Annotated in this window: 20 protein-coding genes and 1 pseudogene; 14 read left to right on the forward strand and 7 right to left on the reverse strand. The window is 61.7% G+C overall.

All coding sequences use genetic code 11. The annotated features are described in order from the left end of the window. Positions 1 to 200: 200 nt before the first annotated feature. From purE to H040_RS08650, 4 genes are all read left to right on the forward strand, one after another. Complete coding sequence (purE, locus tag H040_RS08635; RefSeq protein WP_003253304.1) at positions 201 to 692, forward strand: 5-(carboxyamino)imidazole ribonucleotide mutase; 492 nt, start codon at positions 201 to 203, stop codon at positions 690 to 692. Positions 693 to 702: 10 nt separating this feature from the next. Further along, entirely contained in the window at positions 703 to 1,785 is a 1,083-nt protein-coding gene (locus H040_RS08640) for a 5-(carboxyamino)imidazole ribonucleotide synthase (RefSeq protein ID WP_027917064.1), read from the forward strand. Between the two features lie 109 nt (positions 1,786 to 1,894). Continuing rightward, positions 1,895 to 2,140 (forward strand): GlsB/YeaQ/YmgE family stress response membrane protein, encoded by a 246-nt coding sequence (locus tag H040_RS08645; protein WP_027917063.1) that lies wholly within the window; start codon positions 1,895 to 1,897, stop codon positions 2,138 to 2,140. Between the two features lie 49 nt (positions 2,141 to 2,189). Next, entirely contained in the window at positions 2,190 to 2,723 is a 534-nt protein-coding gene (locus H040_RS08650; RefSeq protein ID WP_027917062.1) for a DUF3299 domain-containing protein, read from the forward strand. 123 nt (positions 2,724 to 2,846) lie between these two features. Here the strand turns inward: H040_RS08650 and H040_RS08655 are convergent, their stop codons facing one another. Together H040_RS08655 and H040_RS08660 are read right to left on the reverse strand one after the other, a co-directional pair. Further along, positions 2,847 to 3,743, reverse strand: coding sequence for a D-hexose-6-phosphate mutarotase (locus H040_RS08655; protein WP_027917061.1), 897 nt, complete (start codon positions 3,741 to 3,743; stop codon positions 2,847 to 2,849). Positions 3,744 to 3,815: 72 nt separating this feature from the next. Then, the gene (locus H040_RS08660) at positions 3,816 to 4,214 is read right to left on the reverse strand and encodes an acyl-CoA thioesterase (RefSeq protein WP_027917060.1); all 399 of its coding nucleotides are present in this window, start codon (positions 4,212 to 4,214) and stop codon (positions 3,816 to 3,818) included. Between the two features lie 359 nt (positions 4,215 to 4,573). Between H040_RS08660 and H040_RS08665 the strand changes: the two genes are divergently transcribed. After that, entirely contained in the window at positions 4,574 to 5,863 is a 1,290-nt protein-coding gene (locus H040_RS08665; protein ID WP_027917059.1) for an MFS transporter, read from the forward strand. Positions 5,864 to 5,871: 8 nt separating this feature from the next. Here H040_RS08665 and H040_RS08670 read toward each other — a convergent pair whose 3' ends face one another. The 4 genes from H040_RS08670 to H040_RS27675 all read right to left on the reverse strand — a co-directional run bounded on the left by H040_RS08670 (position 5,872) and on the right by H040_RS27675 (position 8,157). After that, entirely contained in the window at positions 5,872 to 6,339 is a 468-nt protein-coding gene (locus H040_RS08670) for a hypothetical protein (RefSeq protein ID WP_143512512.1), read from the reverse strand. Continuing rightward, positions 6,336 to 6,818 carry a hypothetical protein gene (locus tag H040_RS08675; RefSeq protein ID WP_143512513.1) on the reverse strand — a complete coding sequence of 161 codons (483 nt, stop codon included), beginning with the start codon at positions 6,816 to 6,818 and terminating at the stop codon, positions 6,336 to 6,338. Before H040_RS08675 ends, H040_RS08670 begins: the two co-directional genes overlap by 4 nt. Before the next feature lie 145 nt (positions 6,819 to 6,963). Next, positions 6,964 to 7,284, reverse strand: a complete 321-nt coding sequence (locus H040_RS08680) for a hypothetical protein (protein WP_143512514.1) — start codon at positions 7,282 to 7,284, stop codon at positions 6,964 to 6,966. Between the two features lie 342 nt (positions 7,285 to 7,626). Further along, positions 7,627 to 8,157 carry a hypothetical protein gene (locus H040_RS27675; protein ID WP_027917055.1) on the reverse strand — a complete coding sequence of 177 codons (531 nt, stop codon included), beginning with the start codon at positions 8,155 to 8,157 and terminating at the stop codon, positions 7,627 to 7,629. Here H040_RS27675 and H040_RS27680 point away from each other — a divergent pair. The 9 genes and pseudogenes from H040_RS27680 to H040_RS08725 form a co-directional block, all read left to right on the forward strand. Then, a pseudogene (locus tag H040_RS27680) lies at positions 8,158 to 8,268 on the forward strand (hypothetical protein); the annotation flags it as partial. Between the two features lie 409 nt (positions 8,269 to 8,677). After that, positions 8,678 to 9,328 carry an S-type pyocin domain-containing protein gene (locus tag H040_RS08690; RefSeq protein ID WP_177326667.1) on the forward strand — a complete coding sequence of 217 codons (651 nt, stop codon included), beginning with the start codon at positions 8,678 to 8,680 and terminating at the stop codon, positions 9,326 to 9,328. 160 nt (positions 9,329 to 9,488) lie between these two features. Continuing rightward, the gene (locus H040_RS08695) at positions 9,489 to 10,487 is read left to right on the forward strand and encodes a phosphate ABC transporter substrate-binding protein PstS (protein ID WP_027917054.1); all 999 of its coding nucleotides are present in this window, start codon (positions 9,489 to 9,491) and stop codon (positions 10,485 to 10,487) included. Between the two features lie 139 nt (positions 10,488 to 10,626). After that, a complete protein-coding gene (locus H040_RS08700) occupies positions 10,627 to 12,915 on the forward strand; it encodes an ABC transporter permease subunit (protein ID WP_027917053.1) in 2,289 nt (762 codons plus the stop codon). A 17-nt stretch (positions 12,916 to 12,932) separates the two neighbouring features. After that, positions 12,933 to 14,603 (forward strand): phosphate ABC transporter permease PstA, encoded by a 1,671-nt coding sequence (gene pstA, locus H040_RS08705; protein WP_027917052.1) that lies wholly within the window; start codon positions 12,933 to 12,935, stop codon positions 14,601 to 14,603. A gap of 73 nt (positions 14,604 to 14,676) precedes the next feature. Next, positions 14,677 to 15,510, forward strand: a complete 834-nt coding sequence (gene pstB, locus H040_RS08710; RefSeq protein ID WP_027917051.1) for a phosphate ABC transporter ATP-binding protein PstB — start codon at positions 14,677 to 14,679, stop codon at positions 15,508 to 15,510. Positions 15,511 to 15,649: 139 nt separating this feature from the next. Next, the gene (gene phoU / locus H040_RS08715) at positions 15,650 to 16,420 is read left to right on the forward strand and encodes a phosphate signaling complex protein PhoU (RefSeq protein WP_027917050.1); all 771 of its coding nucleotides are present in this window, start codon (positions 15,650 to 15,652) and stop codon (positions 16,418 to 16,420) included. A gap of 164 nt (positions 16,421 to 16,584) precedes the next feature. Then, positions 16,585 to 17,484: a response regulator gene (locus H040_RS08720; protein WP_027917049.1), complete on the forward strand. Its 900-nt coding sequence runs from the start codon at positions 16,585 to 16,587 to the stop codon at positions 17,482 to 17,484. A 215-nt stretch (positions 17,485 to 17,699) separates the two neighbouring features. Beyond that, a complete protein-coding gene (locus tag H040_RS08725; RefSeq protein WP_027917048.1) occupies positions 17,700 to 18,602 on the forward strand; it encodes a peptidoglycan DD-metalloendopeptidase family protein in 903 nt (300 codons plus the stop codon). Between the two features lie 2 nt (positions 18,603 to 18,604). On the opposite strand, the gene H040_RS08730 is transcribed toward H040_RS08725, so the two are convergent. Further along, positions 18,605 to 19,945, reverse strand: coding sequence for a hemolysin family protein (locus H040_RS08730; protein ID WP_027917047.1), 1,341 nt, complete (start codon positions 19,943 to 19,945; stop codon positions 18,605 to 18,607). Positions 19,946 to 20,099: the final 154 nt, after the last annotated feature.

The raw sequence follows: 20,099 nt of genomic DNA on the forward strand, positions 1-20,099 counted from the left end.
AAAAGTTGTCCCGCGAGACAGCTTGCCCTTTGATCCGACATGTGCTTGTGGGGGTGGGCGGCCCGCCCAGAAATACGCTACAATCTCGCGCCTTCGGCCGACCCGGTCGATTCAGAATCCGTATGACGAGCCACGCCGGTCCACCTGCGTGGCTTGTTGCTTTTAGCGCGCCAGAAGGCGCTTGCAGGAGAGGCTCGACGATGAGTGCACTGGTTGGCGTGATCATGGGCTCCAAGTCCGATTGGTCCACCCTTAGCCACACCGCCGATATGCTGGAAAAACTCGGCATTCCCTACGAAGTGAAGGTGGTTTCCGCCCACCGCACCCCGGACTTGCTGTTCCAGTACGCCGAAGAGGCCGAAGGGCGTGGTATCGAGGTGATCATTGCGGGTGCCGGTGGCGCTGCCCACCTGCCAGGCATGTGTGCCGCCAAGACCCACCTGCCGGTGCTGGGCGTACCCGTCCAGTCGTCGATGCTGTCGGGCGTCGACTCGCTGCTGTCGATCGTGCAGATGCCTGCCGGTGTGCCGGTTGCCACCCTGGCGATCGGCCGTGCCGGCGCCGTCAACGCCGCACTGCTGTCGGCGAGCATCCTGGGCGCCAAGTACCCGCAGTATCACGCGGCACTCAAGCAGTTCCGCACCGAGCAGACCGACACCGTGCTGGACAATCCAGACCCGCGCCAGGCTTGAGGCTGAACCCATGAAGATCGGTGTAATCGGTGGCGGCCAATTGGGCCGCATGCTGGCCCTGGCGGGTACCCCGCTGGGCATGAACTTCGCCTTCCTCGACCCTGCGCCGGACGCTTGTGCCGCCCCGCTGGGCGAGCACCTGCGTGCCGACTACGGCGACCAGGACCACTTGCGCCAGCTGGCCGACGAAGTCGACCTGGTGACCTTCGAATTCGAAAGCGTCCCGGCCGAGACCGTGGCTTTCCTGTCGCAATTCGTCCCGGTCTACCCGAGCGCCGAAGCCCTGCGCATTGCCCGCGACCGCCTGTTCGAGAAGAGCATGTTCCGCGACCTGGGTATTCCGACCCCAGCGTTCGCCGACATCCTTTCGCAGGCAGACCTGGATGCGGCGGTCGCCAGCATCGGCCTGCCGGCCGTGCTCAAGACCCGCACCCTGGGCTACGACGGCAAGGGCCAGAAGGTTCTGCGTACGCCTGAAGATGTGGTCGGCACCTTCGCCGAACTGGGCAGCGTACCCTGCCTGCTGGAAGGCTTCGTACCGTTCACCGGCGAAGTATCGCTGGTGGCTGTGCGTGCCCGCGATGGCGAAACCCGCTTCTACCCGCTGGTGCACAACACCCACGAGAGCGGCATCCTGCGTCTGTCGGTGGCCAGCGAGGCGCACCCCCTGCAGGGCCTGGCCGAAGACTACGTCGGGCGCGTGCTCAAGCAGCTGGACTATGTCGGCGTGATGGCTTTCGAATTCTTCGAAGTCGACGGTGGCCTGAAGGCCAACGAAATCGCCCCGCGTGTGCACAACTCCGGGCACTGGACCATCGAAGGCGCCGAGTGCAGCCAGTTCGAAAACCACCTGCGTGCCATTGCCGGCCTGCCGCTGGGCTCGACCGCCAAGGTCGGTGAAAGCGCCATGCTCAACTTCATTGGCGAAGTACCGGCGGTGGACAAGGTATTGGCCATCGACGACTGCCACCTGCACCACTACGGCAAGGCCTTCAAGGTCGGGCGCAAGGTCGGCCACGCCACCCTGCGCTGCCCGGACATGGCCACCCTCAAGGCCAGGATCGCTGAAGTAGAGGCGTTGATCAGCAACTGATCGAAGCGCTCGATCGAACTTCTGCCAGCGGCTTGCCCTCTGAAATGGCAACAAGCCAAAGCGCTGTCTAGGCTTTGGCTTGCTCCATCTTCAATTCAGAGGGACTGTCATGGGCATCATTGGAACCATCTTCATCGGCCTCATCGTCGGCCTGCTGGCCCGCTTCCTCAAGCCGGGCGACGACAGCATGGGCTGGATCATGACCATTCTGCTGGGTATCGCCGGTTCGCTGCTCGCCACTTACGGCGGCCAGGCACTGGGGATCTACCAGGCGGGCCAGGCCGCAGGATTCATAGGTGCGCTGATAGGTGCGATCATCCTTCTGGTGATCTACGGATTGATCAGGAAACGCTGATTTCTGGTTAGAATGCCCGGCAATTCATCCCGAGTTGCCGAGCATTTCCATGCGTGCCTTTTTCCTCGTTCCCTTGCTCCTGGCCAGTGCCCTGGCCCATGCCGAATTGCCCGAAACCGACTGGCTGGAGCTGATGCCCAAGTCGGACCAGAAGGCGCTTGAAGAAATGCCCGAAATCGACCACAACTCGCCGGAAGCCAATGGCACCTTCACTGCCAAGGGGGGGCTCAAGCAGAGCAAGGGCCTGCCCGCAGTGATGTATTCGACCAAGACCGTGGCAGCCATGAACGGCAAGGACATCCGCCTCGGCGGCTACCCGGTGCCGCTGGAGAGCGATGCCAAGGGCAACAGCACCTTGTTCTTCCTCGTGCCTTACCCTGGCGCCTGTATCCACGTGCCGCCGCCACCGCCCAACCAACTGGTGCTGGTGCGTTATCCGAAGGGGTTGAAGATCGATGACATCTACACACCGCTTTGGGTCAGCGGCAAGCTGAAGGTGGAGAAGGTCAGCAATGACCTGGCCGATGCGGCCTATGCGCTGGATGCGGGGAAGGTGAGGGTGGTGGAAGACGCCGACCTCTGATCTCCCGTGCTGGCCTCTTCGCAGGTAAACCCGCTCCCACAGGTACAGCGCAAGCCTCGGGCCTGTGATGATCCTGTGGGAGCGGGTTTACCCGCGAAAGGGCCAGACTTGCTAAAGCAGGATTCAGATCACTGCGCTACCGATCTTCACCTGCAGAGATCGGCTGCCCCCGGGCTTGAGCTCCACCACATCATCCCAGACATTCGCCGTCTCGATGCACAGCATCCGTTGCCAGCCGTCATCGGCCATGTCTGCCAGCTCCTTGGCCCGCTCGGTCCATGGGTTCCAGATCACCGCCGAGCGCGAGCCGCTGCAGCTCAAGGTAATCCGCCGGTCCCAGTGTGGATCGACGATGCTCAGCTTCTGCGGCGTATCCAGGTAGATCCGGTCGGTTTCCCCGGCAAACGCCAATGCGCCTTGCTGCTGGCGCTGTTCCCAGTCGGCCAGGGTCTCGATGTACTGCAGCCCCTCGACCCCTTCGACGCGCGCCTGGCGCACGTCACTGACGGCGAAATAGCTGTGCAGCGCCTGGCTGATGGTAACGGGGCTGTTGCCCATGTTGCGGCTGGTCAGGCTCAGTTCGAGCTCATCGCCCAGCACCACCAACAACTTCAGTTCAACCGCATGCGGCCAATCCGGCAGGTCGCCTTGCGCCTCGGGCAGGCCGAATTCGATACGCAGCGAACTGCCCGTCTCTTCGATGCCCAGCAACTGCCAGTCACGCGTGCGCGCCAGGCCATGGGCGGGCGCCTGCTCGCCATGGAACATCGCTTGTACCGATGAGGGATTGCGCTGCAGGTTGCCAAACCACGGCCAGCACACCGGCACACCGGCACGCACCGATTTGCCTTGGCGGAAGATGGCTTGGTCGCTCAGCCACAGCAGCGGTGGCTCGCCAACACGCTGGTAGCTGAGGATCTGCGCGCCCTGCTGGGCGATCAGTAGTTCGGCGCGGTCGCTGCTGATGCGCCAGCAGTTGAGTTCGCCGTGTTGCTCGGATTCGACCTTGAAGGTAGCCATTGCGCTCGTCTCATTGATTGCCTGTGGGCCCTTGGACCCGATGACGTGCAATGAGTTTACCGCTCGCCAGGCTCAGCGACGAGGCACAGAGCGGGTTCGGCCACTGCCGTCGATGGCAACGAACACGAACGTCGCTTCGGTTACCTTGCGCCATTCGCTGGACAGCGGGTCGTCGCTCCACACTTCGACCATCATGCGGATCGAGCTGCGGCCGATTTCCAGGGTCTGGGTATAGAACGACAGTTGCGCGCCCACGGCCACCGGCACCAGGAACGCCATGCGGTCGATGGACACCGTGGCCACCCGGCCACCGGCGACGCGGCTGGCCATGGCGGTGCCGGCAAGGTCCATCTGTGCGACCAGCCAGCCGCCGAAGATGTCGCCAAAGCCGTTGGTTTCGCGCGGCAGCGCGGTGATCTGCAAGGCCAGATCGCCTTGCGGGATAGGATCTTCTTGTTCGAGCTCAATCATGCGATGGGGCCTCTGACCCGTGACGCTTTCGTTGGTGTGGCGCAAGGCCGGGAAAACGATTCAGCCGACAACATACTACGCCGATTCCGTTTCGCTGGGCGGCCATAGGGAAACTCTGCGAAACCGTCTGACATCAAGACCGGCGTTTTCGCACAATTTCCCACGGTTAAAGCAACCTTTTCCTACGAACGGCCAGTATATATAGCCAATTGCCCAGCGACGACTGCGTATTAATGAATATCTGTATAGATTTTGTATCGCTTTCAGCGTAGCTCGGCAATTTGCTATCTTCGCTCCTCGCCCTAATCCAGAAGCCGCGTGCCAAGCGGCCTGCATGCCCTCTAAGAGAACGACGAGCGATGACCTCCGTGCCGAGCAGTATCGAGCAGCCCTCGCGGCCACTCACCCGCAGTGACTACAAGACCCTTTCACTGTCCGCCCTGGGCGGAGCCCTGGAGTTCTACGACTTCATCATTTTCGTGTTCTTCGCCACGGTGGTCGGCAAGCTGTTCTTCCCCGCCGACATGCCTGAATGGCTACGCCTGATGCAAACCTTTGGCATCTTCGCCGCCGGTTACCTGGCGCGGCCGCTGGGTGGCATCGTCATGGCCCACTTCGGCGACCTGCTGGGGCGCAAGAAGATGTTCACCCTTAGCATTTTCATGATGGCCCTGCCGACCCTGATCATGGGGCTGCTGCCGACGTATGCACAGGTCGGCCTGTTGGCGCCGATCCTGTTGCTGTTGATGCGGGTGATCCAGGGCGCGGCCATCGGCGGTGAAGTGCCGGGTGCCTGGGTATTCGTCTCCGAGCACGTTCCAGCGCGCAACACGGGTTACGCCTGTGGCACGCTGACCGCCGGCCTTACGGCGGGCATCCTGCTCGGCTCGCTGGTGGCGACGCTGATCAACACCCTCTACAGCGCCGAAGAAGTGGCTGATTACGCCTGGCGTATTCCGTTCCTGCTCGGCGGTGTGTTCGGCCTGTTCTCGGTGTACCTGCGCCGCTGGCTGCACGAAACCCCGGTGTTCGCCGAGATGCAGCAGCGCAAGGCCCTGGCAGAAGAATTGCCGCTGCGCGCGGTGCTGCGTGACCATCGCGGCCCGATCATCCTGTCGATGCTGCTGACCTGGATGTTGTCGGCCGGCATCGTGGTGGTGATCCTGATGACCCCGGCACTGCTGCAGACCCTCTACCACGTCAGCCCCACCGACTCGCTCAAGGCCAACAGCCTGGCGATCGTGCTGCTCAGCATCGGCTGCATCGGCGCCGGCAGCCTGGCCGACCGCTTCGGTGCGGGGCGGGTGTTCGTGATCGGCAGCCTGCTGCTGCTGGCCAGCTCCTGGACCTTCTATCACAGCCTGCCGACCCACCCTGAGCTGTTGTTCCCGCTGTATGCGGTGACCGGCCTCTGCGTGGGCGTGATCGGTGCGGTGCCGTATGTGATGGTCAAGGCATTCCCGGCCGTGGTGCGCTTCAGCGGACTGTCGTTCTCCTACAACGTTGCCTACGCCATCTTCGGCGGCCTCACGCCGATGGTGGTGACGGCGCTGCTCAAGGTGAGCCCGATGGCACCGGCCTACTATGTGGCCGGCTTGTGTGTTCTCGGCTTGCTCGTTGGCCTCTATCTGCTGGCAAAGAAACGTTGAGCTTCAGGTCAGATGCCTTCCGTGAAGAAGGCCAAGTCGCAAACCTGTAGATCGGTGTTGTATTGGAACATCACGAAAGTGGGGACGTTGTTTGAGTTTTCCCAGGCAAACACGTCCCAACCTCCGGTATCGCCCAAGGGTGTGGGCATCCGCAAGGGCGGTTGCGACATGGGCGAAAGGCCGAACTTCTCGGTGACTTCTTTTCTGGTTGTAAGCCCCTGTAATCGATCAGGTAGCGTGCCTTGATAGGGTTGGTCCTGCGGGATTGTTCTGATCACGTTGACATGCACGCACTTTAAAATTAACGGCTCAGTTGAAAACTCCAGTTCGAGGCCTGGCTGAGGGGTGGCAGTTTCTGATTCTTGCCCCATGAATACCACTTCAAGCGGTATGTCTTGCAAATGGCCCAGCGTTACTAATGAGGCGTGCGGGTGGCCAAGTCGCTCAATCCAGGAATCAATTATTGATTGGTTCATTCTACCCATCCCCCGTTCTGATAAAGGCTGATAATCTCCTGCTTGGAGCATTCAAGTTGTGTGGCTTTTTCCGGCCAAGCTATTTTTAAAGCGGTGATAAAAAGGTCGACCTCAGCCAATATGTCTCCAGGCTGAGCGTCTGAGGCATGCCTCTTGTTCCTGATGAGATGAAATGCCAAATCGAATTTTGGCAGTATGACTTCGGGCAAAACGATTGAAGGTGTTTGCAATAATATTTCTTTGGTCTTGGTAAAGCTGAGTTTCGGGTGCTTTTTTATTAGTACCTGGATGAGGGTCTCTGGCCAAATAGTTGGCATGGTGAATGTCTTCTTGAGAGAAATGTCTTCAGGCATGGTGTTCGCTGCTAATAGTTGAAGTGTGAGTGGCAAATGCTTCATCCATAGAATTGCATCTGATGATTTTCTGTGCCAGTACGGATTTGTTTCATTGTGTGCTATTGGTGTCGCTGCAGGAAGCATCAATTTAACCGGTAAGACATTTCCTTTTATATTGATGAATAAATAGAGGGCTTAGATTTCAATTAGGATTTGATAAATATGTAACTCAGCCTCATACGGCTTATTCACAACGATCGGCCATGCAGACAAGGAGACTCTGTATGGCTCAGAACACTTTTAATGACAATTCAACAGGTGACGTTGTCATCACCCCAGGCTCTTCCGGTTCAAGCGGTGGCGGGGGGGATTCTTCAGCATTGGTGGCGGCGGTGGCTTCGGTGGTGGCTTTGGCGGTTCCAGCCGACGTGGCCGGAAAAAGCGGGCGAGAGCTCGTGCTGCTGCGCTGGCCAGGGCGCAGGCCGAACAGCAAGCACGCCAGGCCGAGGCTGCGGCTGCAAACGCCGAAGCTCAAGCGCTTGCTCATCGACAGCGAGTGGATGCCTACAGCCAGGCTCGAGAAGGTCGGCGCGTGCAGCTTGACGCCCACTTCGCAGGCCTGGCTCAGGGTTTGACCCAGGCGCTTCAAGGCGAAATCGATGCCGCGCGCAGGCGGCCCGAGTATGACGGTAGCGAGCGTTGGCAGCTCTACCAGATCACCAAGGCACGTAACGAGACAGAAGGGCTCATTGCGGCAAAGCAAGGCGCGCTGGCCGAGTATCAGGCAAGAGCGGCTGCTTTCGCTGGCCCAGGTGCAAGCGTGGACGCCTATGCCGCGCGGTTGTCAGGCCTGGCGACCGCAGAGCAGATGCAGCAACTGCATTGCGATTGGGAAGCAGCCTATCTGGCATCCCAGGAAGCAGGGTTGCTGCAAGAGGCCATCAGGCAATTGTCAGAGCGCTCGGCTGCGTTGCTGGTGGAACATGCCGCACAGGAGCAGGTCTGGAAGGCGCGGGAGGCAAGCTGGGAGCAGCAGCGCCAGTACGCTGAACAGCGCGAAGCGCGGATTCGCTACAAGCAACAGGCGGATGAAGACCGGCGACTGCAACGGCTGAAAGATGCCGCCACGCTGACGGCTCCAGCAGGCGCAGCCCAAGCCGGTGGTGTGTTGCTCACCCAGGCCGGCGCACAGGTAGCGATGGAAGTGGCTACTGCCATCCAGCAGGCCATCGCCAATGCGGCCAAGGAAGTGTTGAGGGTTGCAGCGATCCGCGCCGGCCAGGCCGTTAGCCTGTCGGTAACGGCCATGTTGTACTCGCCGGTGCTGGGCGATGGTGAGTTGACTGCCGACCAGCGTCGGCGACGGCTCGAAGGGCTGGGGATACGCGCTGATCTGCTGGGCGTTGAGGCTGGGCAGGACCTCCAGGTTATCGCCGATGCTGGCGGTTCGGCCCGGCTCGCGAGTCGCATTCGGATCGAGCACCTGCGAGGAGGCAGTGGTGTCGCGGTGGCGTCGACAGGCGCCGGGATCGCGTCGGAGGTACGGGTCAGAAATGCCGTTTTCGATCCTCTGACCGAAACCTACCGACTTCAGGCTGAGACGCCCACCGGCAAGACGATCGTCCTCGGTGGTTCTGCCGTGCCGGTAGAAGGCGGGTCTACGGGAGAGTGCTGGCACTTGCGCCGGAGGTGGTCCCAGTTGGCGCAGGCGTGGACCTGCGCTTTGACGACTGCATTGTCTGTATTCCGGGCCAGCCCCCTCAATATTTCTCTTTCGCGGTATCGCCACTCGGTACCGGAATTGTCAGCGGCAAAGGGCAATTGGCCGCTGGCAACTGGTGGTCCGGCAATGGGGCTGCTGCCGGCGTGGGGAGGGGCGTATCGCCCAGCTGACCAAAAGTACGGCAACTGGGCCAGGCCATGGGCCGCTGACATTGAAGGCGCATGCACATGCGGCAGGCCTGCACCCGGCATTGCTGACTGCGCAAGGCTTGAGTCGAGAGGTGACCCAACAGCAGCATCACTTGATCAAGACTTTCCGCTCCGCAGTAGCAGAGCTGCAATGGCAGGCGACCTCCGTGCAGGGCGAGCACCCTGGTACCTATGCGGATGTCTTCGAGTTCGTACTGGGTACGCCAAGCGACGACCCCCGCTTTGCGGTGACGGTGCCACTGATTGAAATGTTTGCTGGCGAGGATTGGGACTGGGCAGCCCTGGCCGCAGCAAGGGCCGAGGTGGATTTGCCCGTGCGCTTGTGCTCCACGGTACGCGGTGCTCGGTCTCTTACAAGCACGGGCGTCAAGCCATTCACCCGCTACTCTCACATCCAGATGACTTCTACTCAGGGGGTGGTCGTACCCTCGAACGTACGTGTGCGGGCAGCTGTCCCGGATGACGCGCGGCAGGTATTTGCATTTACCAGCGAAGGTCAGGCACCTGTCAGCGTACTGTGGCAGGCAGGTCGTGCGCCCTATGCAGCCAGTGATCCTGCGCGGCCATCGAGCATTGGCTTCCTGCACATGCCCAACGTCCCTCTGATTGAACGTTTCGCGGATCTGTCTCAGGTGCAATTCGACGACTACATCGTGGTATTCCCACACGACTCCGGCTTTGAGCCCCTCTATATCATGTTCAGAGACCGTCGCGAGCTGTAGCCGGCCGCTTCTTTACTGCAAAATATGCACAGGCCATCCCGGACAACCGGTGATGGCCTTTCATCCATTTGTCACAATTGAGTCATATCGTATTCATGCGGCCTGCAGATACTTGGCCCCGTTCCATCTAACACCCCAATATTCCTGCTAGGAGCAAGGCATGAAACTGAAGCGTTTGATGGCGGCCCTCACGTTTGCCGCCGCTGGCGTTGCGACCGCCAACGCGGTAGCCGCTGTCGACCCTGCGATCCCGACCTACACCAAGACCACCGGTGTTTCGGGCAACCTCTCCAGCGTCGGTTCCGACACCCTCGCGAACCTGATGACTCTGTGGGCCGAGGCCTACAAGAAGGAATATCCGAACGTAAACATCCAGATCCAGGCGGCCGGTTCCTCCACCGCGCCACCCGCGCTGACCGAAGGCACTGCCAACCTTGGCCCGATGAGCCGCAAGATGAAGGACGTCGAGCTGCAGGCCTTTGAGCAGAAGTACGGCTACAAGCCGACCGCCATCCCGGTCGCCGTAGACGCCCTGGCCGTGTTCGTGCACAAGGACAACCCGATCAAAGGCCTGACCATGGCCCAGGTCGACGCCATCTTCTCGTCCACCCGCCTGTGCGGTGCCAAGGCCGACGTCAAGACCTGGGGCGACCTAGGCGTGACCGGCGACCTGGCCAACAAGCCGGTGCAGCTGTTCGGCCGCAACTCGGTATCGGGCACCTACGGCTACTTCAAGGAAGAAGCCCTGTGCAAAGGCGACTTCAAGCCTAGCGTCAACGAACAACCGGGCTCGGCTTCGGTCGTGCAGTCGATCAGCTCCTCGCTGAACGGCATCGGCTACTCGGGCATCGGCTACAAGACCGCCAGCGTCAAGACCGTGGCCCTGGCCAAGAAAGAAGGCGGCGAATTCGTTGAAGACAACGAAACCAACGCCCTGAACGGCACCTACCCGCTGTCGCGCTTCCTGTACGTCTACGTCAACAAGGCGCCGAACAAGCCTCTGGCCCCGCTGGAAGCCGAGTTCGTCAAGCTGGTACTGTCGCAAGCTGGCCAGCAGGTAGTGGTGAAGGATGGCTACATCCCGCTGCCGGCCAAGGTGGTCGACAAGACCCTGGCTGACCTGGGCCTGTCCCACGCGGGTAACGTTGCAAAGAAGTAATTAACTGAGGATGAGGCCGGCGCTGATGCCCGGCCTCTTCCACGCCTTTCAAGTCCGGTGCCAGGGTTCCTGAGCGGCGGGCTTTTTTGCGTCAACTCACTGTCATGTTTTTGTCATACGGGACCGCTAGGGTGTGCGCATGAATGATCTGGCCAATTCCACAATGACCCCGAATTCCCCTCCCGTGCGGATTGACTTCAATACGCCCGAGTTGCAACGCAAGCGCCGGATGCGCGCCCTCAAGGATCGCCTGACCCGCTGGTATGTACTGGTGGGCGGGCTTGCCGTATTGGCAGCTATCACGCTGATCTTCTTCTACCTGGCCTATGTGGTGCTGCCCCTGTTCCAGGGCGCCGAGCTGACCAGCAAGAAGGCGCTGGAGCCGACCTGGCTGCAACAGGATGCCGGCAAGCCACTGATGATCGCCCTTGAAGAGCAGAATCTGGTTGGCATGCGCGTTTCGGACAAGGGTCAGGCGCTGTTCTTCGACACCAAGAGCGGTAACGAACTCAAGCGGGTCGACCTGCCAGTGCCGGCTGGCACCCAGGTCAGTTCGATCAGCACCGACCAGCCGGGCAGCCCGTTGGTCGTACTCGGTTTGTCCAATGGTCAGGCGCTGGTGTTCCACCACACCTACAAGATCACCTACCCGGACAACAAGAAGACCATCACCCCTGGCATCGACTACCCCTACGGTGAACAGCCGTTCGTGCTCGATGCCCAAGGCCGCGCGCTGGAGCACGTGAGCGTCAACGTCAATGGCGACAGCTTGATGCTCGCCGGCTCTACCGGCGCGCACTTGCAGGTGCTCGAGCTGACCCGTACTGAAAACATGATGACCGAAGAGGTCACCACCGAGCAGAACCGCATCGAACTGCCGCAGATGACCGAGGTGGTTAAGGGCATCTTCATCGATCCGCGGCAGCAATGGCTGTACGTGATCAACGGCCGCGCCACCGCCGACGTGTTCAGCCTGCGTGACAAGAGCCTCAATGGCCGCTACAAGCTTTCCGAAAGTGCCGATACTGAAATCACGGCCGCAACCCAGTTGGTGGGTGGCATCTCGCTGATCATCGGTGACTCCAAGGGCGGCCTGGCCCAGTGGTTCATGGCCCGCGACCCGGATGGCGAGCAGCGCTTCAAACAGATCCGTACCTTCCAGATGGGCAAGGCCGCAATCGCCCAGATCGATGCAGAAGAGCGCCGCAAGGGCTTCATTGCCTTGGACACCGAAGGCAAGCTCGGCGTGTTCCACAGCACCGCACACCGCACCCTGCTGATTGAGCCGGCGGCCGAAGGCGCGGGCATCCTGGCCCTGTCGCCACGAGCCAACCGCATCATCATCGAAGAAGGCGGCAAGCTGTTGCCGTTGAGCCTGCGCAACCCGCACCCGGAAGTCTCCTTCAGCGCGTTGTGGGGCAAAGTCTGGTACGAAAATTACGACGAGCCCAAGTACGTTTGGCAGTCGACCGCATCGAATACCGACTTCGAACCCAAGCTGAGCCTCTCGCCGCTGACCTTCGGTACCCTCAAGGCCGCGTTCTACGCGATGATCCTGGCGGCCCCGCTGGCCATTGCCGCCGCTATCTACACCGCCTACTTCATGGCCCCGGGCATGCGCCGCAAGGTCAAGCCGGTGATCGAGCTGATGGAAGCGATGCCGACGGTGATCCTCGGCTTCTTCGCCGGCCTGTTCCTCGCGCCGTATCTGGAAGGCCACCTGCCTGGCGTGTTCAGCCTGTTCCTGATCATGCCGCTCGGCATCCTGCTGGCGGGCTTCACCTGGAGCCGCCTGCCTGAGTCGATCCGCTTGCGTATTCCGGATGGCTGGGAAGCGGCAATCCTGATTCCGGTGATTCTCGCCATCGGCTGGTTCGCCCTGGCTGTCAGCCCGTTCCTCGAGAGCTGGTTCTTCGGCGGCGACATGCGCCTGTGGATCACGGACACCCTGGGTATCCGCTACGACCAGCGCAACGCCATGGTGGTCGGTATCGCCATGGGCTTCGCGGTCATCCCGAACATCTACTCGATCGCCGAAGACGCCGTGTTCAGCGTGCCGCGCAGCCTGACGCTGGGCTCCCTGGCCCTGGGCGCGACGCCATGGCAGACCCTGACCCGCGTGGTCATCCTTACTGCCAGCCCGGGCATCTTCTCGGCGCTGATGATCGGCATGGGCCGTGCGGTGGGCGAGACCATGATCGTGCTGATGGCCACCGGCAACACTCCGGTGATGGAGATGAACCTGTTCGAAGGCATGCGCACCCTGGCCGCCAACGTGGCGGTGGAGATGCCTGAATCTGAAGTCGGCGGCAGCCACTACCGGGTGCTGTTCCTCGCCGCCCTCGTGCTGCTGATGTTCACCTTCGTCATGAACACCTTGGCCGAGCTGATTCGCCAGCGTCTGCGCAAGAAATACTCGTCGCTTTGATAGAAAGGTAGAGATCCGTGAAAAAGGATTCCCTCAAAGGCTGGTTCAAGAGCGGCGCTCCAGGCGTCTGGATCAGCGGTGGCGCGGTGGCCATGGCGGTAATCATGACCGTTGGCCTGCTGGCGGTGATCGCCGTGCGCGGCCTGGGCCACTTCTGGCCGGCCGACCTGATCCAGGCCACCTACAAGGTGCCGGGGCAAGCCGACCACGTCGTCATCGGCGAAGTGGTGCAGAAGGAAGAAGTACCGCGTGCCCGCCTCAAGGGCGCTGGCCTGCCGGTGCCGGAGGACGGCCCGGAGTTCTTGACCCGCGAGCTGGTCAAGGTGGGTAACCGCGACCTTAACGGCAGCGACTTCACTTGGGTGGTCGGCGACTGGCTGGTCGACGAGCAACGCCCGGCCGACCTGATTGCCCTGGAGCGCCGAGAGTGGGGCAACTTCTATGGCTACCTGGTCAGCGTCAAGGAAGAAGGCCGCGTGGTTGCCCAAGGCCCGGCGGCCTGGAACGAATTGCAGGCGCGATTGAAGCGTGCCAACCAGCTCAACAGCGAACTGCAAACCCTCGAAAAGAAGGACATCGGTGCCATCAACCATGGCCTTGAGCGCCTGCGCCTGCACGGTCGCAAGCTGGAACTGGACGGCAAGCTGGACGCCGCTGCCCAGGCCGACATGGACGCCGAACGCGCTGAGCTGAACAGCCGCTACAAGGCCATCGAGGAGCGCCTGTTGGGCCTGCACCAGGCCTTCGCCCGCGACAGCCTGGTAGCGCGTGACGGCAATGGCCGTGAAGTGGAAATCAACCTGAGCAAGGTGGTGCACGCCATCCAGCCGAACGGCATGTCCGGCCTGAGCAAGATGGGCACCTACTTCGCCAAGGTCTGGGAGTTCCTCAGCGACGACCCGCGTGAAGCCAACACCGAGGGTGGGATCTTCCCGGCCATCTTCGGTACCGTGATGATGACCCTGATCATGGCCGTGATCGTCACGCCGTTCGGCGTGCTGGCTGCGGTCTACCTGCGTGAGTACGCCAGGCAAGGCCCGGTGACCCGCCTGATCCGTATTGCGGTGAACAACCTGGCCGGCGTACCGGCGATCGTTTACGGCGTATTCGGCCTGGGCTTCTTCGTCTACGTGCTGGGTGGCTCGATCGACCGCCTGTTCTTCCCCGAAGCGCTGCCGGCACCGACCCTGGGTACCCCGGGGTTGCTGTGGGCTTCGCTGACCTTGGCGCTGCTGGCCGTGCCGGTGGTGATCGTGGCCACCGAGGAAGGCCTGGCGCGCATTCCGCGTACGGTGCGCGAAGGCTCCCTGGCCCTGGGGGCGACCAAGGCCGAAACCCTGTGGAAGATCGTCCTGCCGATGGCCAGCCCGGCCATGATGACCGGCATGATTCTCGCCGTGGCCCGCGCCGCCGGTGAAGTGGCGCCGCTGATGCTGGTAGGTGTGGTGAAGCTGGCGCCCTCGCTGCCGCTGGACGGCAACTACCCGTACCTGCACCTGGACCAGAAGATCATGCACCTGGGCTTCCACATCTATGACGTCGGTTTCCAGAGCCCGAACGTCGAGGCCGCGCGGCCGCTGGTGTACGCCACCGCGTTGCTGCTGGTGCTGGTGATCGCCACCCTCAACCTGTCGGCGGTGTGGATCCGTAACCACCTGCGCGAGAAGTACAAGGCGCTCGACAGCTGAGCCTGATCTGCAAGCGTGCCGCCTGCCTGCCGGGCGGCCCTTTGAAACGAATTGATAGCGTATGGAGTTGACCATGCAGCATGAATCCCATACCCACGGCATCGACATGTCTGCCCTGGGTCGCGACAAGCAGAGCCTGCGCCTGGCCGAGGAAACCGTGGCCATCGAAGTGCCGGGCCTGAGCCTGTTCTACGGCGACAAACAAGCCCTGTTCGACGTGCAGATGAACATCCCCAAGCAGCGCGTGACCGCCTTCATCGGCCCGTCCGGCTGCGGCAAGTCGACCTTGCTGCGCACTTTCAACCGCATGAACGACCTGGTCGACGGCTGCCGTGTGGAGGGCGCCATCAACCTGTATGGCAACAATATCTACCGCAAGGGCGAAGACGTGGCCGAGCTGCGTCGCCGGGTGGGCATGGTGTTCCAGAAGCCCAACCCTTTCCCCAAGACCATCTACGAGAACGTGGTCTATGGCCTGCGCATCCAGGGCATCAACAAGAAGCGCGTGCTCGATGAAGCCGTGGAGTGGGCGCTGAGGGGCGCGGCCCTGTGGGACGAGGTCAAGGACCGCCTGCATGAGTCTGCCCTGGGCCTGTCCGGCGGCCAGCAGCAGCGTCTGGTGATTGCCCGTACCATCGCGGTCGAGCCTGAAGTGCTGCTGCTGGACGAACCCTGCTCGGCACTGGACCCGATCTCGACGCTGAAGGTCGAAGAGCTGATCTACGAACTGAAATCCAAGTACACCATCGTTATCGTGACCCACAACATGCAACAGGCGGCCCGTGTTTCGGACTACACCGCGTTCATGTACATGGGCAAACTGGTCGAATTCGGGGATACCGACACCCTGTTCACCAACCCGGCTAAGAAGCAGACCGAAGACTACATCACCGGTCGTTACGGCTAAGCGCTGCGCGTGATGAGCACCTGGCCCCTGTAGGAGCGGGTTTACCCGCGAAGCAGACGCCTAGGTGCCTGGCACCGGCTTCGCCGGTGCTCGCGGGTAATCCCGCCCCTACACGGACGCGCTACCAAAGGACAAAACGATGATCAACAAAGAAAGCCTGACGCACCATATTTCACAGCAGTTCAACGCCGAGCTGGAAGAGGTGCGCAGCCACCTGCTGGCCATGGGCGGCCTGGTTGAAAAGCAGGTGAACGATGCCGTTACCGCGCTGATCGAGGCCGACTCGGGCCTGGCCCAGCAGGTGCGGGAAGTCGATGAGCAGATCAACCAGATGGAGCGCAACATCGACGAGGAATGCCTGCGCATCCTCGCCCGCCGCCAGCCTGCGGCCTCCGACCTGCGCCTGATCATCAGCATCTCCAAGTCGGTGATCGACCTCGAGCGTATTGGCGACGAATCGACCAAGATCGCCCGCCGCGCCATCCAGTTGTGCGAGGAGGGCGAGTCGCCGCGTGGCTACGTCGAAGTGCGGCACATCGGTGATCAGGTGCGCAACATGGTGCGCGATGCCCTTGATGCCTTCGCACGCTTCGACGCCGACCTTGCGCTGGCGGTGGCTCAGTACGACAAGACCATCGACCGCGAGTACAAGACGGCGCTGCGCGAACTGGTCACTTACATGATGGAAGACCCGCGTTCGATCTCGCGTGTGCTCAGCGTAATCTGGGTGCTGCGTTCGCTGGAGCGGATCGGCGACCACGCGCGCAACATCTCGGAGCTGGTGATCTACCTGGTGCGCGGTACCGATGTCCGTCATATGGGCCTCAAGCGCATGAAGGCCGAAGTCGAAGGCACCGCGGGTGACGCGGCCGAAAACGCTAATGTTCCGGCGAAACCTGACGATAAATAAGATTGCTCGCGAGCATCGACGCCCGGCCTGTGCCGGGCGTTTTCGTTGGTGGCAGAGCAATCAGCAGGCACCCGCGAACGATGCGAAGAAGTCCCGGCGTGACCCTAGAGTTGGCAAGTGGCCACCATTGCGCGGTAGGCTAGTCGGGTTCAAGAGGAGTTTCGATGAGTAAAGTCAATGTGCTGGTCGTGGACGACGCGCCGTTCATTCGTGACCTGGTAAGGAAGTGCCTGCGCAATGCCTTCCCGGGCATGGTCATCGAAGACGCGGTCAACGGTCGCAAGGCCATGGCCATGCTGGGCAAGGAGCGGTTCGACCTGGTGCTGTGCGACTGGGAGATGCCGGAGATGTCCGGCCTGGAATTGCTGACCTGGTGCCGTCAGCAGCCCGAGATGAAGGACATGCAGTTCATCATGGTGACCAGCCGTGGTGACAAGGAGAACGTGATCCAGGCCATCCAGGCCGGCGTCTCCGACTTCGTCGGCAAGCCCTTCACCAACGAACAACTGCTGACCAAGGTCAAGAAAGCCCTGACCAAGATCGGCAAGCTGGAAAGCCTGGTAGCCGGTGCACCGGCACGGGTGAATTCGGCATTCGCCAACGACTCGCTGAGTGCGCTGACCGGCGGCAAACCTGAAACGGCCAAGGTCTCGGCGCCTGCTGCTGCACCGTCCAAGCCATTGATCAATGCACCCAAGCCGCAGACTGCGGCGGTTGCGGCCCAGGCCGGGCGTGGGCAGGGCCAGTTGCGCCTGTCCAGTGGTACCCAGCCCTGCGTGATCAAGGCGTTGAGCCTCAAGGAAGCGTTGCTGGTGGTGCGACGCAGTGCAGCGCTGCCACAGGTGCTTGAGGGCGCTGTGCTCGACCTGGAGCAGGGTGAGAACGCCGAAGTGGCACGCCTGAACGGCTACCTGCACGCCATCGCCGCGCTGGAGCCCAAGCCCGAAAGTGACTGGCTGCAGCTGACCTTCAAGTTCGTCGACCAGGATGCGCAGAAGCTCGACTACCTGTCGCGCCTGATTGCGCGTGGTACCCAGCAGAAGCACTTCACCCCCGGCGCCTGATGAGCCCACCGTTCTGTTGTAGGAGCGGCCTTGTGTCGCGAAAGGGCCGCAGAGCGGCCCCAGGATATCGGTGTTAAAGCACGTATCGAGGGGCTGCTGCGCAGCCCTTTCGCGACACAAGGCCGCTCCTACAGGTCGTTCCGACCAACTGCAATACTGCCCGCCAATCCCGCTGCTAGTCTTCGACAGACCATAACTGTCAAATAGCCACCATCATGCCCGCCGCCGCCCGCTTGCTGCTTTTGTGTGCCTTGCTTTCGGCCTCGGCGTCGAGCATGGGCATGACTATCTACAAGACCGTCGACAATAACGGCGTGGTCTCGTACTCCGATCGCTACAGCCCGGGGGCAAAAACCTTCGAACTCAGTGAGCCGATCCTCGATCGCGTCGATGGCAAGGTGCGCCTGCAGGCCGAAACCTTCCCTGGCGGTGTGCGCTTCATGGTGCGTAACGACTTGTACGTGCCGATGCAGGTTGAACTGCGCATCGACAAGCTGAGCAATGCCTTCGGTGGCAATCAGCCGCGCAATATCCGTACCGTGGTAGGGCCGCGTTCGAGCAAGGTGCTGAGCTCCGTGTTGGCTGCGCCCGGCGGCAAGTTGCTATACGCCACCAGCTTCCAGTACGCCATGGGCGACCCCGGCCAGCACTCATTGGCCTATCGCTATCCGTTTCCCTGGAAGGGCGGGCCATTTCGCCTGACCCAAGGACCCAACGGCCGCTTCAGCCACTTCGGCCCCAGGAGCCGCTATGCGATGGACATCGCCATGCCAGAGGGCACGCCGATCATTGCTGCGCGGGGCGGGATGGTGGTGAAGGTCGAGAATGGCCAGAGTGGTCGGGGCACCAACCCAGGGGGCAATTTCGTGCGGATCCTGCACCCTGACGGCACCATGGGTGTGTACCTGCACCTGATGCGTGGTTCGGTGGTGGTGCGCGAAGGGCAGCAGGTGGTGGTCGGGCAGGCCCTGGCCAAGTCGGGTAATACGGGTAACAGCACCGGGCCCCACCTGCATTTTGTGGTGCAGCGCAATGTGGGGCTGGCGCTGGAGTCGATACCGTTCCAGTTCGACCGGCCGCTTGGCGGGTTGCCGGACTTCACCGCCGGCAACCCATAGGGTCAGTCGAGCTTGAGCACCTTGGCCAGGACGATCTTCGGCCCTTTCATCTTCTTGATGATGATGCGCAGGCCCTCGACTTCCAGCACTTCCTCTTCCTCAGGCACGCGCTTGAGGGTCTCGTAGACCAGGCCGGCGAGGGTTTCTGCCTCGATGTGGTCGAGGTCGACACCGAGCAGGCGCTCGACCTTGAACAGCGGAGTATCCCCCCGCACCAGCAGCTTGCCCGGCTGGTAGGCGAGAATGCCGCGTTCGGTCTTGCGGTGTTCGTCCTGGATGTCACCCACCAGCACTTCGAGCACGTCTTCCATGGTCAGGTAGCCGATAACCTTGCCGTCGGCTTCCTCCACCAGCACGAAGTGTGCGCCGCCCTTGCGGAACTGCTCCAGCAGCTGAGACAGCGGCATGTGCCGCGATACGCGCTCCAGCGGGCGGGCAAGGTCGTCCAGGTCGATGGTCTCGGGCAGGTGTTCGAGCTCGGCCAGCTCCAGCAGCAAGTCCTTGATGTGCAGCAGGCCGGTGAATTCCTCGCGCTCGGCGTCATACACCGGATAGCGGCTGAACTTGTGCCGGCGTACCAGCGCCAGGATCTCCTTGAGCGGCGCATGGGCGTCGATGCTGACCATGTCCTCACGTGAGTTGGCCCAGTCCACCACCTCCAGCTCGCCCATTTCCACGGCCGAGGCGAGCACGCGCATGCCCTGGTCGCTCGGGTCCTGGCCACGGCTGGAGTGCAGGATCAGCTTGAGCTCTTCGCGGCTGTAGTGGTGCTCATGGTGCGGGCCGGGCTCACCCTGGCCGGCAATGCGCAAGATGGTGTTGGCGCTGGCGTTGAGCAGGTAGATGGCCGGGTACATGGTCCAGTAGAACAGGTACAGCGGCACTGCGGTCCACAGCGACAGCAGCTCGGGCTTGCGGATTGCCCACGACTTGGGCGCCAGTTCGCCGACCACGATGTGCAGGTACGAAATGACGAAGAAGGCCACAAAGAAGGACACCGCCTTGACCAGTTCGGCGCTTTCCACGCCCAGGTAGGCCAGCAGCGGTTCGAGCAGGTGGGCGAAGGCCGGTTCACCGACCCAGCCCAGGCCCAGCGAGGCGAGGGTGATGCCCAGCTGGCATGCCGAGAGGTAGGCGTCGAGCTGGTTGTGCACTTTACGCAGGATGCTGCCACGCCAGCCATGCAGTTCGGCGATGGACTCTACGCGGGTGGCACGCAGCTTGACCATGGCGAACTCGGCGGCAACGAAGAAGCCGTTGAGCAGCACCAGCAGGAAGGCAAAGATGATCATGCCGAAATCGGCGAATAACGAGGTGAGGCTGATACCAGGGGAAGGGTCCATGATGGAGTTTTTACGGGGTCCGTCTTTGAGAAAGAGAAAAAAAGTGCCAGCTCTTGCTGGCACAGGGGATCCAATGTAGCGGCTGGGGCCACAAAAGCAAAGGGTGCTGCTGCTTTGGGGCCGCTTTGCGGCCCTTTCGCGACACAAGGCCGCT

Source organism: Pseudomonas sp. URMO17WK12:I7, assembly GCF_003269045.1.
Classification (GTDB): domain Bacteria; phylum Pseudomonadota; class Gammaproteobacteria; order Pseudomonadales; family Pseudomonadaceae; genus Aquipseudomonas; species Aquipseudomonas putida_J.

What these genes read in the sequence shown, in the direction of transcription:
- purE (WP_003253304.1), top strand. Translation starts at nt 201, where the DNA reads ATGAGTGCACTGGTTGGCGTGATCATGGGCTCCAAGTCCGATTGGTCC.
- H040_RS08640 (WP_027917064.1), top strand. Translation starts at nt 703, where the DNA reads ATGAAGATCGGTGTAATCGGTGGCGGCCAATTGGGCCGCATGCTGGCC.
- H040_RS08645 (WP_027917063.1), top strand. Translation starts at nt 1,895, where the DNA reads ATGGGCATCATTGGAACCATCTTCATCGGCCTCATCGTCGGCCTGCTG.
- H040_RS08650 (WP_027917062.1), top strand. Translation starts at nt 2,190, where the DNA reads ATGCGTGCCTTTTTCCTCGTTCCCTTGCTCCTGGCCAGTGCCCTGGCC.
- H040_RS08655 (WP_027917061.1), bottom strand. Translation starts at nt 3,743, where the DNA reads ATGGCTACCTTCAAGGTCGAATCCGAGCAACACGGCGAACTCAACTGC.
- H040_RS08660 (WP_027917060.1), bottom strand. Translation starts at nt 4,214, where the DNA reads ATGATTGAGCTCGAACAAGAAGATCCTATCCCGCAAGGCGATCTGGCC.
- H040_RS08665 (WP_027917059.1), top strand. Translation starts at nt 4,574, where the DNA reads ATGACCTCCGTGCCGAGCAGTATCGAGCAGCCCTCGCGGCCACTCACC.
- H040_RS08670 (WP_143512512.1), bottom strand. Translation starts at nt 6,339, where the DNA reads ATGAACCAATCAATAATTGATTCCTGGATTGAGCGACTTGGCCACCCG.
- H040_RS08675 (WP_143512513.1), bottom strand. Translation starts at nt 6,818, where the DNA reads ATGCTTCCTGCAGCGACACCAATAGCACACAATGAAACAAATCCGTAC.
- H040_RS08695 (WP_027917054.1), top strand. Translation starts at nt 9,489, where the DNA reads ATGAAACTGAAGCGTTTGATGGCGGCCCTCACGTTTGCCGCCGCTGGC.
- H040_RS08700 (WP_027917053.1), top strand. Translation starts at nt 10,627, where the DNA reads ATGAATGATCTGGCCAATTCCACAATGACCCCGAATTCCCCTCCCGTG.
- pstB (WP_027917051.1), top strand. Translation starts at nt 14,677, where the DNA reads ATGCAGCATGAATCCCATACCCACGGCATCGACATGTCTGCCCTGGGT.
- phoU (WP_027917050.1), top strand. Translation starts at nt 15,650, where the DNA reads ATGATCAACAAAGAAAGCCTGACGCACCATATTTCACAGCAGTTCAAC.
- H040_RS08720 (WP_027917049.1), top strand. Translation starts at nt 16,585, where the DNA reads ATGAGTAAAGTCAATGTGCTGGTCGTGGACGACGCGCCGTTCATTCGT.
- H040_RS08725 (WP_027917048.1), top strand. Translation starts at nt 17,700, where the DNA reads ATGCCCGCCGCCGCCCGCTTGCTGCTTTTGTGTGCCTTGCTTTCGGCC.
- H040_RS08730 (WP_027917047.1), bottom strand. Translation starts at nt 19,945, where the DNA reads ATGGACCCTTCCCCTGGTATCAGCCTCACCTCGTTATTCGCCGATTTC.